Below are 16,255 nucleotides of genomic sequence, written 5' to 3'. Positions count from 1 at the left end.
GCAGTCGGATGGAAATGTCCGGGGGCGAGTTCAAGGGGCGACTTTGCTGGATGCTTGCGGGCGGGAAACCGGGTCTGAATGCAGGGCGAGATTCCTGCGATTCACCACGCTCCTGAAGGCATGAGTCCAGGTCTCTCCCTCATCTATCACGGCAGCGTCTGGCTTGGGTTCTTATGAGGCACTTGTCTGTTTCGAGGAACCTTTGCAGGGGCGCGGAGTGTTGGACGGCAGCATGACCAATCATCACCCAACGCCTCTGCCCGCAAAGAGAATTCCATGGATAGGACATCCCATCCGGACACCCGGGCCAAAGGTAAAAGGCCCGCTGCGCCAGTCGCGCAGCGGGCCTTTTCAGTGCGTGAAGCGGCAGGCGGGCAGAGCCGCGCTGGAGCCTTCCGGTTGATCCGGCCGGAAAGCCCGTCAGCGCTTATTCGCCATCATCCTCCGCTTCGGGTCCGGCCATCATCCCTTCGGCGACCTCCTCGGTCTTCCCGCGGATCGCCTTTTCCAGCTTGTCCGCCATTTCGGGATGTTCTTTCAGAAAGGTTTTTGCATTCTCGCGACCTTGCCCGATGCGAACCGAGTCATAGGAGAACCAGGCGCCCGACTTCTCGACCAGGCCAGCCTTCACGCCGATATCGAGCAGTTCGCCGATCTTGGACACGCCCTCCCCATACATGATGTCGAATTCGACCTGCTTGAAGGGCGGCGCGACCTTGTTCTTGACCACCTTCACGCGGGTCGCGTTGCCGACAATGTCCTCGCGATCCTTGATCTGGCCGGTGCGACGGATGTCGAGGCGGACCGAGGCGTAGAATTTGAGCGCGTTGCCGCCCGTCGTCGTTTCAGGATTGCCGTACATGACGCCGATCTTCATGCGGACCTGGTTGATGAAGATCACCAGACAGCGCGAGCGGGAGATGGAGCCGGTCAGCTTGCGCAGCGCCTGGCTCATCAGGCGGGCCTGCAGGCCGACATGGCTGTCGCCCATCTCGCCCTCGATTTCGGCACGCGGAACCAGCGCGGCGACCGAGTCCACCACCAGCACGTCGATGGCATTGGAGCGCACCAGCGTGTCGACGATCTCCAGCGCCTGCTCACCGGTATCCGGCTGCGACACGATCAGTTCGTCGATGTCGACGCCCAGCTTCTTCGCATAGCCCGGATCGAGTGCATGTTCCGCATCGACAAAGGCTGCGATGCCGCCGGTCTTCTGCGCTTCTGCAATGGCGTGCAGCGCCAGCGTGGTCTTGCCCGAGCTTTCCGGGCCATAAATCTCCACAATACGTCCGCGCGGCAGGCCACCAATGCCAAGCGCGATGTCCAGCCCCAGCGATCCGGTCGAGATCGCCTCGATCTCGATCTTCTCGCGGCTGCCCAGCTTCATGGCCGACCCCTTGCCGAAGGCACGGTCGATCTGGGAAAGGGCCGCTTCCAATGCTTTCTGTCTGTCCATTGTCCCTGTCTTCTTGGAATCGATGAGTGAGAGCATTGCGGTCATCGGCCTATCCCCTGTCAAGCGGAACGCGCCGGTCCGGATGGCGCGTGGCCACCATGTATCCTGTTTGTTCTAATGGAACAAGAGGGGAACGAAATTTTCTTATGCGGCGCTCAGCGCCTTGTTCAGCGCGCGCTCGACCGCGCCGATCGTGAAGGGCTTGGCCAGGGTTGGCCGGTCGGCATGGCTGGTCGGCAGATCGTCCGCCATGCCGCCCGTCGCAAAGACGAAGGGTATGCCGCTCTGCGCCAATATGTCCGCAACGGGCCAGCTTTTCTCGCCATGCAGGTTGCAATCGAGCAGCGCCGCGTCGAAGCCGCCCTCGCGCGCCTTGGCGCAGGCATCATCGACCGATTCGGCAATGGCGTGCAGCCGGTATCCGAGCGTGTCGAGATAATCCTCCAACATCATGCCGATCATTGCCTCATCCTCGACGATCAGGATGGTCTTGCCGTCAGACATGCTTGCGGTCCCCAATCTTACCCATCGCAACCCCAAAGGCCTTTTCCCACCGGCATAATCGACAAGCCGCGCGGAAGTTCATTCTTCAAATTCATTCCGCCGCAGGACGCATCGCCAGAGCATCCCGCGCCGCTTCCGCCAACTGGCTGACGGAAAAGGGTTTCGGAAGGAAAGCCACATTGGCGATGTCGATCGATTTGCGCAACTGTTCCTCGGCATAGCCCGACATGAACAAGACCGGCAGGTCCGGATGGCTCGCCCGCGCCCGCGCCACCATCGATGGGCCGTCCATGTTCGGCATCACCACATCGGAAATCAGCAGGTCGATCTTCTCGTCTCCGGCCAGCACTTCCAGCCCCTGTTCGCCGTCATTGGCTGTCAGCACCTTATAGCCCTGGCGCGACAAAGCCCGTTCCGCGACGGCGCGCACCATATCCTCATCCTCCACCAGCAGCACGGTGCCGGTGCCCCAGGTTTCGCTGCGGCGCACGGGCGCCTTGGGCTGGGCGGCCTGATCGACATCGGCGCCCTGATAGACGGGCAGGTAGATGACGAAGCTCGCCCCGCGGCCAAGCTCCGATTCCGCGAAGATGAACCCGCCCGACTGCTTGACGATGCCGTAGACGGTGGAGAGGCCAAGGCCCGTCCCCTTGCCCAGTTCCTTCGTGGTGAAGAAGGGTTCGAAGATCTTCGAAAGAATGTCGGGCGGGATGCCCAGCCCCGTGTCGGACACCCGCACCGCCGTATAGTCGGCTGGCGGCAATATGTCCGACCGCATCTCCCGCACCTTGGCGGCGGGCACGCCGTAGGTCTGGATATTGAGCGTGCCGCCGTCCGGCATGGCGTCGCGGGCGTTGACCGCCAGGTTGACGATCACCTGCTCCAGCTGGCCGGGATCGGCCCGCACCGCGCCCAGATTGCGGCCATGGCTGACTTCCAGCTTGACGCTCTCGCCCAGCAGGCGCTTCAGCAGGTTGGAGACGTCCGCGACGATGTCGGGCAACTGCAATATCTGCGGCCGCAACGTCTGCTGGCGCGAGAAGGCGAGCAACTGCCGCGTCAGCCCCGCCGCGCGGTTGCTGTTCGACTTGATCTGCTGGATGTCGTCATAATCGCTGTCGCCCGGCGTATGGCGCATCAACATCAGGTCGCAATGGCCGATGATCGCGGTCAGGATATTGTTGAAGTCATGCGCGACGCCGCCCGCGAGCTGGCCGATCGCCTGCATCTTGGTCGCCTGCGCGACCTGGCGCTTGAGCTTGCTCTCCTCGCTATTGTCCTTGAGGGAGAGCAGCACCGCCGCCTCGCCCAGCCCGCGCACGCCGGCCAGGCTGAGCGCGATCGGCTCGTCCGGTTGGTTGCGCATGCGCACGGCGACATCGCCCGACATTTGCGGCCCGACCGCAAAGCGCCGCACGGCGTCGGCCACCGCCGCCTGATCTTCCCGCACCACCAGGTCGCCGGGATAGCTCGGCTTCTCCTCGGGCTTAACGCCCGCCGCCCGCGAAAAGGCCTTGTTCATGAACAGGACGCGACCGTCGCGATCCGCCATGGCGAGGCCGAAGGGCAGCAGCGACAACAGCGTCTCGATATAGGAAAGCGCCGACGTGCCGCCCGCATTGCCCGCCGGCTCGTCGATCAGCAGCAGCAGCATCGGTCCGTCCTGCGCACCCGATTGCGCGCCCGCCGGCTGGGCGGCGCGCTTCAGCGGCACCTGCAGCAGCCGCAGCGGAATGCCGCCCGATTCCTCCCGCGCCAGGAACAGCCGCGCCTTGTCGTCCACCCGCATGTGGGCGGCGAAATCGCGCCCGGTGATATTGGCGTCGATCCGTCCGGCGGCGCGCAGCAGGAAGGCGCCGTTGGCGGCCCGGATGCGCCCCTCCCCGCCGATCATCACCGCCATGATGCCCGCTTCGCCCAATTGCCGCCCGGCTTCCCCGGTCAGCAGGCGGTGCACATCGTCCAGCGCGCTCGGCTGGCGCACCGGGGAAAAGCGCCACAGCAGATAATCCTCCGACCGGCCGGTGCGGCAGAGGAAGGCATCCAGTCGCAGCGCACCCTGCACGATCCCTTCCACCCGCGCCTCGCCGTCGCGCCAGGCGGCGCGGGCGGCGTTGCCCAGACTGTCGGACAGGCTGCTGTCGCCGGTGACATGGGGCGGCGTGGGGAAACCGGGAAACCATTCCCCGAACAGGTCGCTGGCGCAGACCAGCCGCCCGGCGCGATCGGTGACGGCGATCGCCATATTGGAGGCATCCGCCGCCGCGCGCGCCACGGTCCAGTCGGGCACGGCCTCACCCACGGCCACTTCCTGCGGATAGAGCCGGCGATACCACCCCAGCAGCGCCGCCCCGGCCAGCAGCGCGGCGCCGAACCCGGCGCCCAGCGCCCAGTTGCCGGCGGCATAGACCACCAGCCCGGCGGACATCAGCGCCAGCAGGATGAGCAGCGGCAGGGCCAGGGGCGACGACCTGTCGGCCGCCCAGGCGTCTCCATCCCTGATCACACGCGCGGACACGGCCCGGCTATCCCCCTGCATTCACAATGGACTGCCCGCTCCCGCCGATCAGGCCGAAGCGACCTCCTCCAATGCGCTGCTTTCGCGTGCCTTGCCAATCCTCAATTTGCGGGCATGCCATTTCCGGCCCATGCGATGACGCCAGATCCAGTCGGCCAGGAAGTAGCCGACCACCGCAAAGGCCAGGGAAATCAGCGCCAGCCCCAGCAGCATGGCGGGCGCCGCCTCCGAAAAGAGCCAGGCGCACCATTCGCGGATCGAGGCATGCCGGTCGATCAGCGCCATAAAGCCCGATGCATCCGCCGACCGTCCGAGCAGCCAGTTGCCCATATAGACCGACGCCATCAGGAACAGCGGCGTGGTCGCGGGATTGGAGAGGAAGGTCATCGCCGCCGCCAGCGGGATGTTCGCCCGGAACGGCAGCGCCAGCAGCGCCGCGCCCGCGATCTGCACGCCGGGGATCAGCAGGAAGATGCCGACCAGCAGCCCCAATGCCACGCCGCGCGGCACCGAACGCCGGGTGAAGCGCCACAGCGAGGGTTCCAGCACCCGGTGCGCCACCGGGGCCAAAAAGCGGTTGTTTTCCAGCGATTCGCGGGTAGGCGCATTGGCGTGCCACCAGCGGGAGAGCCTGTTGTCCATCAGCGATGCGCCTTCATGATGCGCTGCTGATCGCGCTTCCAGTCGCGTTCCTTGATCGTGTCGCGCTTGTCATGGGTCTTCTTGCCCTTGGCCAGCGCCAGCTCGACCTTCGCCTTGCCCCGGCTGTTGAAATAGATCGACAGCGGCACCAGCGTCATTCCCTTGCGCTCGACAGCGCCGTGCATGCGGGCGATCTCCCGCTGGTGCAGCAGCAGCTTGCGGGGGCGCTTGGGCTCATGGTTGAAGCGATTGCCATGGCTGAATTCGGGGATGTTGCTGTTGACCAGCCACACCTGCTCGCCCTTCACCTCGGCATAGCTTTCCGCGATATTGCCCTCGCCGAAGCGCAGCGACTTCACCTCGGTCCCTTGCAGGGCGATTCCAGCCTCGAACACATCCTCCAGGAAATATTCGAAACGGGCGCGCCGGTTCTCGGCGACGATCTTCTTCTTGTCGAAGGCTTCGGGACGGGGACGGGCCATTATTCTCTAACTAACTCGCTTCACCATATAGGCCCGCGGGACGATCAAACCAGTCCCGCGATCTCCAGAGCCCGGTCGACGGCGGCACGGCTCGATTCCGACGGCCAGGTGATCGGCAGGCGGACCTCGCCGGACATGTCGGGCCGAACGCGCGTAAGGGCATATTTGACCGGGCCGGGTGAAGAATCGCTGAACAGGGCATCATGCAGGGGGTAGAGACGATCCTGAAGCGCAAGGGCGCCATGCCAGTCGCCGCTTGCCATCGCCCGCTGGAATTCGGCGCAGAGGCGCGGCGCGACATTGGCCGTGACCGAAATGCAGCCCCTGCCGCCCATTGCATTGAAACCCAGCGCCGTTTCGTCATTGCCGGAAAGCTGACAGAAATCGGCCCGGCAGGCGAGGCGCTGTGCGCTGACCCGCCCCAGATTCCCGGTGGCGTCCTTGATGCCGACGATGGTCTGGAATTCCTCCGACAGGCGGTGGATGACCGGCACGCCGATGTCGGTGATCGTGCGGCTGGGCACGTTGTAGAGGATGATCGGCAGCGAACAGCGCTCCGCCAGATGCGCGAAATGCCGGTACACCCCCTCCTGATTGGGCTTGTTGTAATAGGGCGCGACCACCAGCGCCGCATCGGCCCCCGCCGCCTGCGCCGCGAACATATGCTCCAGCGCGATGCGGGTGTCGTTGGAACCGCAACCCGCGATCACCGGCACGCGGCCCGCCGCCTGGTCGACGCAGATGGCGATGACGCGATTATGTTCCTCGACCGTCATGGTCGCGCTTTCGCCCGTCGTGCCGCAAGGGACGAGCGCGCTGCTGCCTTCCCCGATCTGCCAGTCGACGAAGGCGCGAAAAGCCGCCTCGTCCACCGCCCCGTTGCGGAAGGGCGTGATCAGTGCCGGAATCGACCCGGAAAACATGCAACAAACTCCTTCAATTCACCGGGATTCCGGGGCATGATAGCGTGAAACACGCGAACGGCGCGCTATAGCGCGTCATTCAGGGCCTGATAAGGATGCAATTGCGATAATGTCCAGTAGGGTATCGCTCTCCTGTCTTGAAACTGCCCCGGAAGCCCTCACGGTTCGTATGCCACTGATTGCTCTTTTGCTTTTCACAGCCGGCGCCAGCGCCCAGACCGAAACCACCGGCCCCGCGCCAGCCGCGGCCTATCCGCCCGGCGCCGTGGTGCAGCCTGTTCCCAGCTCCAGCGAGCCCAGCCCGTGGCAGCGCGCGCAAAGCCGAATCGGCGTGGCGAGCGATCCCTCGATCTCCGGCACGATCAGCCAGTGGCGCGCGCTCCAGCAGAGCGATGGCCTGGGCTCCTCCACCTATATGAGCTTCATCATGGCCAATCCCGGCTGGCCGGGCGAGGACCGGATGCGGCGGCTGGCGGAAACCGGCATCAATCCCAACAGCTACGATCCCGGGCAAGTCATCGCCTTCTTCACCCGCTTCCCGCCGCGCACCGCCACCGGCAATGCCCGCTATGCGCTGGCGCTGATGCAGCAGGGCCGCATGGGCGAGGCGCGGGTCGCCGCGCGCAACGCATGGGTCGGCGGCACGCTTTCGCCCGATGACGAGGCGCGGCTGCTTTCGCTCTTCGGCGCGGGATGGACATCGGTGGAGCATGACCTGCGCGCCGACGCGCTGCTGTGGAAGGGCGACGTCATGGGCGCGCAGCGGAGGCTTGCCTATGTCTCGCCGGCCCGCCGCCCGGTCTATGAGGCGCGCATCGCCTTCCGCCAGAAGGCGCCCGACGCGGCGATGAAGATGCAGTTGGCGGAGGCCGTGGGCGCGACCGACGCCGGATTCGTCGCGGACAAGGCGACATGGCTGCTCAACACGGGCAACTGGATCGCCGGCCGCCAATATCTCGCCAACCGTCCGGCGTTGACCTTCCGTCCCGGCGACGCGGAAAAATGGTATGAAACGCTGCTGACGCAGGCGCGCGCCGCCGCCAATGACAGCCAGTGGAGCTTCGCCTACGGCATCGCCAGCAAGCTGGACGACGCCTATCTGCCCGGCACCGACGTCAACAGCCGGCCCATTGGCGAGCGCGACGATTATACCAGCCTTGCCTGGCTGGCGGGATCGACGGCCTTCTACAACCTTGGCAAGCCGCTGGACGCGATGGAGATGTTCCGCCGCTACGCCACAGCCGCCAAGTCGCCGCAGACCCAGTCCAAGGGCTTCTACTGGGCGGGCCGCGCCGCGCTCCAGGCCGGCGACGCCGCGACCGCGAACAGCTATTTCGCCCGCGCGGGGGCCTTTCCGGACCAGTTTTACGGCCAGCTCGCGCTCGAACGGCTGGGCCGGCCGATCCCTGCCCCAGCGGCCGTGGAACGTCCGGTCGAAATCTCCGCCGCGGAACGCACGGCCTTCGCCAACCGCTCGGTCGTCCGGGCGGTGAAGGCGCTGGGCCAGATGGGCTATTGGGAAGATCAGAGCAAATTCGCCCGCGCCATCGCCAATAATGCCGACAGCGATGCCGACCATTATCTCGCCGTCGAACTCGCGCAGAGCATCGGACGACCCGACATGGGCGTGATGGTCGGCCGCCGCGCCGTGTCGAGCGGCCTCACCGGCTATGGCGAAAGCGCCTTTCCCCGCGTGCCCGTGCCGTCGGAGGCGCAATATAACTGGACGATGGTCCACGCCATTGCCCGGCAGGAAAGCCAGTTCGACCGGCAGATCGTCAGCCATGCGGGCGCACGCGGGCTGATGCAACTGATGCCCGGCACCGCCCGCGAGCAGGCGGGGAAGCTGGGAATGAGCTATGACGCCAGTTCGCTCAACGATCCCAGTTACAACATCATGCTCGGCTCCTCCTATTTCCAGCGGATGCTCGATTATTATGGCGGCAGCTATCCGTTGGCGGTGGCGGCCTATAATGCCGGGCCGGGCAATGTGAACCGCTGGATCGCCGCCAATGGCGACCCGCGCCTGCCCGGCGCCGACATGCTGCGCTGGATCGAGCAGATTCCGCTTTTCGAAACGCGCAACTATGTCCAGCGCGTGCTGGAAAACGCCGTGGTCTATGAGGCGATGAACCCGCAGCGCGCCCGCTTCCGGGGCACGACGACGCCGCTGTCCAAATATCTCGGCAAGCAGACGCCGGGCTGAACTTGCGCTATGGGCGGGGCATGAGCACTCCCCATCCCAACTATATCACTCCGGAAGGTTTCGCGAAGCTGCGCGCCGAATATGACCAGCTGCTGGGAGTCGAGCGCCCGAAGATCGTGGAAGTGGTAAGCTGGGCGGCGGGCAATGGCGACCGCAGCGAAAATGGCGACTATCTCTACGGCCGCAAGCGGATGCGCGAGATTGACGGCCAGTTGAAGCGCCTCTCGCGCAAGATGAAGGACGCCAGGGTCGTCGACCCGCGCCAGCAGCCCGACAAGAGCAAGGTCTATTTCGGCGCCACCGTCACCATCGCGGACGAGGACGACAACCACCGCACCGTCACGCTGGTCGGCAATGACGAGACGGACGCCGCCGCCGGCCGCATCGGCTGGAGTACGCCCATCGCCCGCGCCCTGCGCGGCGCTGCCGTGGGCGACCTGCGCCGCGTGGTGCTGCCCGCGGGCGAGCGGGAATATGAAGTGATGGCGATCAGCTATCCGGCGTGATGATCGGCCATGCCAAGACAAACCGCCGGAGCAGCCCGCTAATCGTCCCGCCGCAATATCACGTTGAGCCGCTCCATCACCTCGGCGATCGGCTCGATCACGGTGACGCTGCGTCCCTCTCCGAAGCGGATGCGGGTGCCGTCCGTCACCGATGACACGAAGGTGACCTGCGCGGCATTGACGGCGGTTTCGGTCCGGTCGGCGCCCACGAACATGACGAGCATGCATCCTCTCCTTCTTTCTGGAAGGAGAGCCTAACCCGAATTCCGCCCGAAGCCAGCCCTTTTCCCTTCAGGCGGCCTGAATTGCGCGGATGAAGGCGCTGGCGCGGTCATCCAGCCGATGCGCCTCTTCCGACAGGCGGCTCGCCGCGTCGCGCATCGCCTGCGCATCGGCCACCGCTGCCCCCGCATTGACGCTGATCTGACTGGCGCTGGCGCGGACATGCCCGCTCGCCTCGCCCGCCTCCGCCACGCTGTCCGCAATCGCCCGGCTGAATGCGCCATGCCGCGCCACCGCCGTAAAGACGGAGGCCGAAAGCCGATCCGCCGTCGCGATCGCTGCATCCATATGCGCATGGCCCTGCGCGACATGGCCGACGGTCGCGCGGATATGGTCGATCCGCCGCGCAATCTCCGCCGCCGCATCGCGTGTCTGGCCCGCCAGCGTCTTGACCTCCCGCGCGACCACGGCAAAGCCCCGCCCGGCGTCCCCGGCCCGCGCCGCCTCTATCCCGGCATTGAGCGCCAGCGTCGTCGTCGCTCGCGCAATCGCGTCGATCAGCGCGGTCACTTCCCCGATCCCGTCGGCCTGCGCGCTCAGCATCCTTGTCTGCGCCGCACCCGATTGCGTCTGGTCGACGGCGGCGCGAATGGCGGCCCCCGCCTCGCGCACTTCATCCTCCATCGCCTGGAACAGCAGCCCCAGTTCCCGCCCGGACACGGCGATGCCGGCCAGATTGTCGGCGGTCTGCGCCGCCGCCACCGCCATGCCGGCCGACGCATGCCCGTTATGCGCGGACCGTTCCGCCGCATCTTCGGCCAGACGCGACAGCATGTCCGCCATCGCCACCATGTCCCCTGTCAACGCCTGGACATCGGCCCGGAACGTCGCGCTCTCCCGCGTCACCCGTTCCAGCCGCTCGACCCTCGCCAGCGCCACCCGCGCGTCCCGCTCCGCCGCCAGCCGGAGCAGAAGCTGCCCACCCGCGACCCCCGCATAGCGATCCCCGTCCACCACGATCAGGCCTTCGCAGCCCTGCCCCTGCGCGGCATAGAGGTCGATCAGCGCCTCGATGCTGGCGCGCCGCTCGACCGTCGCGCAGTGCCGGACATGATCGTCCAGCCGCCCACCGAAGCTGGGATTGCGCAACAGGGCATGGCCGAAGGGATTGAACAGGATGCGCCGCATGTCGCATTCGTAGATCGCTCCCACGGGCCTGTCGGCAGCATCGAGTACCGGCAGCAGCCGCAGCGCCGGGTCATGCTGGAAATGATCGACCGCCTCGCTGAGCGGCCGCCCCAGCCGGATCGCCGGGCTGGGCGTCATGAGGAGCGGACCGGCCAAATGGTCCAGGGATCGATCTAGCATTGGGGGTGCGTACATAGGGCCGGTTAAGCCCATAATGGTAAATGAGCCGTTAGATTTTGATGACAATTTTGTTACAAGATGTTGATTTTTATTGATTTCTTACGGAACCCTATAGCCGTAGGCCTTGGCGGCCAGCTTCACCACCTCCGGATCGGCTTCCGGAAAATCCATCGGCACCAGCTTTTCCAATCGCTTGGCGACATAGGAGAGCGCCGCGATCCGACCCGCCCGACGGTGATTATTGTCGATGGCATGCCAGGGCGCCACCTTGGTGTCGGTCTTGCGGAACATGTCGTGCATAGCGTCCAGATAATCGGCCCGCCTTGCGCGGTTGCGATAATCGTCCGCGCCGGTCTTCCACCGCTTCCACGGCGTGTCGAGCCGCTGGGCGAGCTGTTCGTCCTGCGTCTCTTGCGTGATGTGGACGAACAGCTTGACGATGTTGGTCCCGGCGTCGACCTGCTGCCTCTCGAAGGCGTTGATCTCTTCATAGGCGCGCTTCCATTCGCCCTTCGAACAGAAGCCCTCGACCCGCTCGACCAGCACCCGGCCATACCAGCTCCGGTCGAAGATCGCGATGTTGCGCCCAGCCGGCAGCCGCGTCCAGAAACGCCAGAGGAAGTGCCGGTCGCGCTCCTCCTCCGTCGGGGCGGAAATGGGGTGGACCTTGTAATAGCGCGGGTCCCAGTCGGCGGTCATGCGCTTGATGATGCCGCCCTTGCCCGCCGCATCCCACCCCTCCAGCAGGATGACGCTGCGCCGGTCGTGGATGATGTGCGCGACCTGGATCTTGGCGAGCCGCTCCTGCAATTCGGCCAGCTTCGCCTCATAATCGCCCTTGAACGTCGCGCCCTTCTCATAATCGGCAAGGTCGATGGTCATGTCTGCACCTTCCACTGGCCCCGGCGGCAAAGCACGAGCTTATACCAAAGCACCGAATCCGCAATCTGGGCGGCGGTTGCAATCAGGCCGGGCCGCCCCTCCCCGGCATCGAGCCAGCTGGTCCAGACCACATAGGCCAGCGCGAGCAGGGTGACGACCGGCGCAAGCGGATAAAGCGGCATGCGATAGGGCGCATGGGCGCTCGCCCCGCTGCGCCGCCCGGCCATGGCGGCCAGCGCGATGCCGCCATAGATCGCCACCAGCCCGGTGCCGTTCAGCACCAGCAGCATGGATAGCGGCAGGAAGCAGGCGAGCGTTCCCATCCCGCCGACGATCAGCGTCCCGATCCAGGGCGAATCGAAGCGCGGATGGATCGCCACCAGCCAGTCGTCGATGCGCGGAATCCAGGCCCGGTCCCGCCCGGTCGAATAGAAGAAGCGGGCGCAGGCCAGCACGCAGGCGATAATCGCGTTCACGATCGCAAGCACGATGCCGACCGACACCAGCGCCGAAAGGCCGGCGCTCCCCCGCTGCCGCACCAGCAGGCCAAAGGGATCGTCGACGGTCAGCAGGGTCGCAAGGTCGATCCTCGCCAGCAGCAGCGCGAGCAAGGGCACGCCTTCGAACAGCAGCGCCAGGCCCAGGGCGGCGAGGATGGTTCCGGCGATCCGTCTGGGCGCCTCATGCATCTCCTCCCCGAAATAGACCGCCATGCCATAGCCGTTGAGCGCGAAGATCGCGATGGTCGTCGCCACCCCGATGGAGGCGGCGCTGGCCGGGACGAAGCCCTGCCCCGTCGCTGCCACCACCGGATGGGTCAGGAATTCCAGCGCCGGCCGCGCATGGTCGGCAAAGCCCAGCACCATCACCACGGCCACGGCTGCCAGTTCGACCAGCAGGAACAGCCCGGTGATGACCGCATTCACGCGGATATTGAGGATCGCGACCAGCGTCGATCCGATCATCACCGCCACCGCGACCGGCACGGCGGGCAGGCCCGGCACCACCGTCGCCATGACCGATGCGATGCCCAGCGCCGCGACAGGCGGGAAGAGCACATTGTTGAAGACATTGACGCCCAGCATGACGAAACCGGCCATCGGCCCCAGCGTCTGCGCCACCGCGACATATTCCCCGCCCGCCACCGGCCAGGCGGAGGAGAGTTCGGCATAGATGAAGGCGGTGGTGACGCAGATCAGGCTGGCGAGGATCATCGCCCAGATCGCGCCGGTCCCGGCCTCCTGCAACATGCCGGGTATGATGACGAAGACGGAGGATGCCGGGGTGGTCGCGGACAGGGTCAGGAACAGGACGCCCGCCACGCCCAGGCTGCGCGCCAGGGCCGGCGGTTTGTCCGGCAACATCTGTTCGTCGAGCATGGCCTGTCCCCCCTGCCCGTCCTTACATCGAAGGTTCAGCGAGAGTGCAAGCCTCTCGCTCAGGGCGAACGGAGGTGGGGGAATCAGGCCTTCGCCTGCGGCTCCACGACGCGGATGTGCAGTTCGCGCAACTGCTTGAACTCCGCCGGGCTGGGCGCCCCCATCAGCAGGTCTTCCGCGCGCTGGTTCATCGGGAACAGCGTGATCTCGCGCAGGTTCTGCGCCCCGCAAAGCAGCATCACGATGCGGTCCACGCCCGCCGCCATGCCGCCATGGGGCGGCGCGCCATATTGGAACGCGCGATAGAGGCCGCCGAAGCGCTCCTCCACATCGGCCTGGCTGAGGCCCACCTTCTCGAACGCCTTGACCATCAGTTCCGGCGACTGGTTGCGGATCGATCCCGAGGCGATTTCATAGCCGTTGCAGACCATGTCATATTGATAGGCCTTGAGGCTCAGCGGGTCCTGATGCTCCAGCGCATCCAATCCCCCCTGCGGCATGGAGAAGGGGTTGTGCGCGAAATCGATCTTCTTCTCATCCTCGTCATATTCGTAGAAGGGGAAGTCGACGATCCAGCACAGTTCGAAACGATCCCTGTCGATCAGGTCGAGCTGCTCGCCCACGCGGATGCGCGCCAGCCCGGCCAGCTTGGCCGCCTGGCTTTCCTTGCCCGCCGCGAAGAAGACGCCGTCATTGGGGCCAAGGCCCAGCGCCTCGATCAGCTTCGCCGTCCGTTCCTCGCCATGGTTCTTGGCGATGGGACCGCCGGGCACGCCGTCCTTGATGTTGATATAGCCAAGGCCCGAATAGCCTTCGCTGCGCGCCCAATTGTTCATGTCGTCGAAGAATTTCCGGCTGCCCGCGCCTGCGCCCGGTGCGGGAATAGCGCGGATCACGCTGCCGCTCTCCACCAGCGAAGCGAAGATGCCGAAGCCGCTGCCATGGAAATGCTCGGTCACATCGCTGATCAGGATCGGGTTGCGCAGGTCGGGCTTGTCCGACCCATATTTCAGCATCGCCTCGGCATGGGGGATGCGCGGGAAGCTGCCCGCTGGCGTCACCGGCCTGCCGTCGGCGAACGCCTCGAACACCTGCGCGATCACCGGCTCCATGGTGTTCCAGACGTCTTCCTGGGTGACGAAGCTCATCTCCAGGTCCAACTGGTAGAATTCGCCCGGCAGGCGGTCGGCGCGGGGGTCCTCGTCGCGGAAGCAGGGCGCGATCTGGAAATAGCGGTCGAAGCCCGCGACCATCAGCAACTGCTTATATTGCTGCGGCGCCTGCGGCAGGGCGTAGAATTTCCCCGCATGGATGCGGCTCGGCACCAGAAAGTCTCGTGCGCCTTCGGGGCTCGACGCCGTCAGGATCGGCGTCGAATATTCGGTGAATCCTGCATCCTCCATGCGGCGGCGCATGTCGGAGATGATCTTCGTCCGCTTGATGATGTTCGCGTGCAGCGTCTCACGCCGCAGATCGAGGAAACGATAGCGCAGGCGGATGTCCTCCGGATATTCCTGCTCGCCAGCCACTGGCAGCGGCAGGTCGGCGGCGGCGGACAGCACCACCGCGTCCAGCGCGCGAATCTCGATCTCGCCGGTCGGCAGGTTGGGGTTCACCGCTTCCTTCGCCCGGGCGACGACCTTGCCCGTCACGGTCACGACGCTTTCGGCCCGCAGCGACTCGATCACCCTGAACACCGGCCCATCCACCTCGGTGACGATCTGCACCATGCCATAATGGTCGCGCAGGTCGATGAACACCAGGTCGCCATGATCCCGCTTGCGATGCACCCAGCCGGACACCCGCACCTCATTGCCGACCTCCGCCGTCGTAAGGGCGCCGCAGGTGTGGGTGCGATAGGCATGCATGGCGTTTTTGGTCTTTCAGCTTCGTTTTACGGAAATGACAAATTGTTGCAGCGCCGCTATGGGCAGTCCTGTCAAGCATTGACGAGCCCGTGCGCGACGGGCCAGCCCATAATAAGATCGAAGACCATATGCAAATCCATCCGCTGATTACCGACAGCAAGACTCTCGCCCAATTCTGCGCCCGGATCGCCAAATCGCCCTATATCGCGGTCGATACCGAATTCATGCGCGAAAACAGCTATTGGCCCGATCTCTGCCTGGTGCAGGTCGCGGACGAGCATGAGGCGGCGGCCATCGACCCCAAGGCGCCCGGCCTCGACCTTTCGCCCCTGCTCGACCTGATGGTCGACAATGAGGATGTGCTGAAGGTCTTCCATGCGGGCGGTCAGGACCTGGAGATCATCTACAACCTGACCGGCAAGACCCCCCATCCGATGTTCGACACGCAGATCGCGGCGATGGCGCTGGGGCTGGGCGAACAGATCGGCTACGGCAATCTGGTCGACGCCTGGCTGGGCGTGCAGCTCGACAAGGGCGCGCGCTTCACCGACTGGGCGCGCCGGCCGCTCGACAAGCGGCAGATCGATTATGCGATCGGCGACGTCACCTATCTGATCCAGATATTCCCCAAGATGCTGGAGGAACTGCGCCGGACCGGCCGTGGCGACTGGCTGGATCAGGAGATGGAGCGGATCAGCGATCCCTCCAACTATGAGAACAGGCCCGACGAGGCCTGGCAACGCGTCCGCATCGCCAGCCGCAAGGCCGATGTGCTGGGCCGCCTGAAGGCGCTGGCGGCATGGCGCGAGATGGAGGCGCAGGACAAGAATCTGCCACGCGGCCGCATCGTCAAGGACGAGACGCTGGCCGACATCGCCAGCCACCCGCCGCGCACGCAGGAGGATCTGGGCAAGGTGCGCGGCCTGTCGGCCACCTGGAAGACCAACGACATCGGCAATCGGCTGATGCTCGCCCTTGCCGCGCACAAGCCGCTGGCCAAGGAGGAAATGCCGGAGCGCGACCCCAAGCGGCCGGGCCTGGGCAAGGATGGCGCGCTGGTGGCGGACCTTCTGAAGCTGCTGCTGAAAATCCGTTCGCGCGACATCAATGTCGCCGCGCGCCTCATCGCCCGCAGCGACGACATCGACGCGCTGGCGGCCGGCGTGCGGGAAGACCTCGCGATCCTGGAAGGCTGGCGCTATGAACAGTTCGGCCGCGATGCGGTCGACTTGGTCGAGGGCCGCCTGGCCTTCGCGGTCAAGAATGGTCGCCTCAAGATGACCCGCACGCAATAGGAGT

The 16,255-nt window shown here is 65.5% G+C and carries 14 protein-coding genes; 3 read left to right on the top strand and 11 right to left on the bottom strand.

Annotated elements, in window-relative coordinates; translation table 11 throughout:
* Positions 1-427 precede the first annotated feature (427 nt).
* The 6 genes from recA to dapA all read right to left on the bottom strand — a co-directional run bounded on the left by recA (position 428) and on the right by dapA (position 6,525).
* Positions 428-1,501 (bottom strand): recombinase RecA, encoded by a 1,074-nt coding sequence (gene recA, locus A0J57_RS16480; RefSeq protein WP_025547442.1) that lies wholly within the window; start codon positions 1,499-1,501, stop codon positions 428-430.
* Positions 1,502-1,600: 99 nt separating this feature from the next.
* On the bottom strand, positions 1,601-1,960 hold the full coding sequence (locus A0J57_RS16475; RefSeq protein ID WP_025547444.1) for a response regulator: 360 nt from the start codon (positions 1,958-1,960) through the stop codon (positions 1,601-1,603).
* Positions 1,961-2,051: 91 nt separating this feature from the next.
* Positions 2,052-4,478: a response regulator gene (locus A0J57_RS16470; protein WP_044662815.1), complete on the bottom strand. Its 2,427-nt coding sequence runs from the start codon at positions 4,476-4,478 to the stop codon at positions 2,052-2,054.
* A gap of 48 nt (positions 4,479-4,526) precedes the next feature.
* The gene (locus A0J57_RS16465) at positions 4,527-5,120 is read right to left on the bottom strand and encodes a DUF2062 domain-containing protein (protein ID WP_025547448.1); all 594 of its coding nucleotides are present in this window, start codon (positions 5,118-5,120) and stop codon (positions 4,527-4,529) included.
* Positions 5,120-5,602, bottom strand: coding sequence for an SsrA-binding protein SmpB (smpB, locus tag A0J57_RS16460; RefSeq protein WP_007683053.1), 483 nt, complete (start codon positions 5,600-5,602; stop codon positions 5,120-5,122). Before smpB ends, A0J57_RS16465 begins: the two co-directional genes overlap by 1 nt.
* A 44-nt stretch (positions 5,603-5,646) precedes the next feature.
* Complete coding sequence (dapA, locus tag A0J57_RS16455; protein ID WP_061937872.1) at positions 5,647-6,525, bottom strand: 4-hydroxy-tetrahydrodipicolinate synthase; 879 nt, start codon at positions 6,523-6,525, stop codon at positions 5,647-5,649.
* Between the two features lie 169 nt (positions 6,526-6,694).
* Here dapA and A0J57_RS16450 point away from each other — a divergent pair, with 169 nt between their 5' ends.
* Both A0J57_RS16450 and greB read left to right on the top strand, forming a co-directional pair.
* A complete protein-coding gene (locus tag A0J57_RS16450; RefSeq protein ID WP_025547455.1) occupies positions 6,695-8,731 on the top strand; it encodes a lytic transglycosylase domain-containing protein in 2,037 nt (678 codons plus the stop codon).
* Between the two features lie 20 nt (positions 8,732-8,751).
* Entirely contained in the window at positions 8,752-9,237 is a 486-nt protein-coding gene (greB, locus tag A0J57_RS16445) for a transcription elongation factor GreB (RefSeq protein WP_025547457.1), read from the top strand.
* Between the two features lie 38 nt (positions 9,238-9,275).
* On the opposite strand, the gene A0J57_RS16440 is transcribed toward greB, so the two are convergent.
* From A0J57_RS16440 to aspS, 5 genes are all read right to left on the bottom strand, one after another.
* A complete protein-coding gene (locus tag A0J57_RS16440; protein WP_025547459.1) occupies positions 9,276-9,461 on the bottom strand; it encodes a hypothetical protein in 186 nt (61 codons plus the stop codon).
* A 67-nt stretch (positions 9,462-9,528) separates the two neighbouring features.
* Positions 9,529-10,785: a methyl-accepting chemotaxis protein gene (locus A0J57_RS16435; protein ID WP_328587040.1), complete on the bottom strand. Its 1,257-nt coding sequence runs from the start codon at positions 10,783-10,785 to the stop codon at positions 9,529-9,531.
* A 141-nt stretch (positions 10,786-10,926) separates the two neighbouring features.
* On the bottom strand, positions 10,927-11,709 hold the full coding sequence (locus A0J57_RS16430; protein ID WP_025547463.1) for a polyphosphate kinase 2 family protein: 783 nt from the start codon (positions 11,707-11,709) through the stop codon (positions 10,927-10,929).
* The gene (locus A0J57_RS16425) at positions 11,706-13,088 is read right to left on the bottom strand and encodes an APC family permease (protein WP_082718714.1); all 1,383 of its coding nucleotides are present in this window, start codon (positions 13,086-13,088) and stop codon (positions 11,706-11,708) included. Before A0J57_RS16425 ends, A0J57_RS16430 begins: the two co-directional genes overlap by 4 nt.
* An 83-nt stretch (positions 13,089-13,171) precedes the next feature.
* A complete protein-coding gene (gene aspS, locus A0J57_RS16420) occupies positions 13,172-14,956 on the bottom strand; it encodes an aspartate--tRNA ligase (protein ID WP_061937866.1) in 1,785 nt (594 codons plus the stop codon).
* Positions 14,957-15,084: 128 nt separating this feature from the next.
* Here aspS and rnd point away from each other — a divergent pair, with 128 nt between their 5' ends.
* Positions 15,085-16,251 (top strand): ribonuclease D, encoded by a 1,167-nt coding sequence (rnd, locus tag A0J57_RS16415; protein ID WP_025547468.1) that lies wholly within the window; start codon positions 15,085-15,087, stop codon positions 16,249-16,251.
* Positions 16,252-16,255: the final 4 nt, after the last annotated feature.

It is taken from the genome of Sphingobium sp. 22B (genome assembly GCF_001580035.1).
GTDB lineage: Bacteria > Pseudomonadota > Alphaproteobacteria > Sphingomonadales > Sphingomonadaceae > Sphingobium > Sphingobium fuliginis.
This window is presented reverse-complemented; position numbering and strand designations above follow the sequence as displayed.

Coding starts and splice junctions, on each gene's coding strand:
- A0J57_RS16450 (WP_025547455.1), top strand. CDS start 6,695: ATGCCACTGATTGCTCTTTTGCTTTTCACAGCCGGCGCCAGCGCCCAG.
- A0J57_RS16435 (WP_328587040.1), bottom strand. CDS start 10,785: ATGACGCCCAGCCCGGCGATCCGGCTGGGGCGGCCGCTCAGCGAGGCG.
- smpB (WP_007683053.1), bottom strand. CDS start 5,602: ATGGCCCGTCCCCGTCCCGAAGCCTTCGACAAGAAGAAGATCGTCGCC.
- A0J57_RS16475 (WP_025547444.1), bottom strand. CDS start 1,960: ATGTCTGACGGCAAGACCATCCTGATCGTCGAGGATGAGGCAATGATC.
- greB (WP_025547457.1), top strand. CDS start 8,752: ATGAGCACTCCCCATCCCAACTATATCACTCCGGAAGGTTTCGCGAAG.
- recA (WP_025547442.1), bottom strand. CDS start 1,501: ATGACCGCAATGCTCTCACTCATCGATTCCAAGAAGACAGGGACAATG.
- A0J57_RS16465 (WP_025547448.1), bottom strand. CDS start 5,120: ATGGACAACAGGCTCTCCCGCTGGTGGCACGCCAATGCGCCTACCCGC.
- rnd (WP_025547468.1), top strand. CDS start 15,085: ATGCAAATCCATCCGCTGATTACCGACAGCAAGACTCTCGCCCAATTC.
- dapA (WP_061937872.1), bottom strand. CDS start 6,525: ATGTTTTCCGGGTCGATTCCGGCACTGATCACGCCCTTCCGCAACGGG.
- aspS (WP_061937866.1), bottom strand. CDS start 14,956: ATGCATGCCTATCGCACCCACACCTGCGGCGCCCTTACGACGGCGGAG.
- A0J57_RS16430 (WP_025547463.1), bottom strand. CDS start 11,709: ATGACCATCGACCTTGCCGATTATGAGAAGGGCGCGACGTTCAAGGGC.
- A0J57_RS16425 (WP_082718714.1), bottom strand. CDS start 13,088: ATGCTCGACGAACAGATGTTGCCGGACAAACCGCCGGCCCTGGCGCGC.
- A0J57_RS16440 (WP_025547459.1), bottom strand. CDS start 9,461: ATGCTCGTCATGTTCGTGGGCGCCGACCGGACCGAAACCGCCGTCAAT.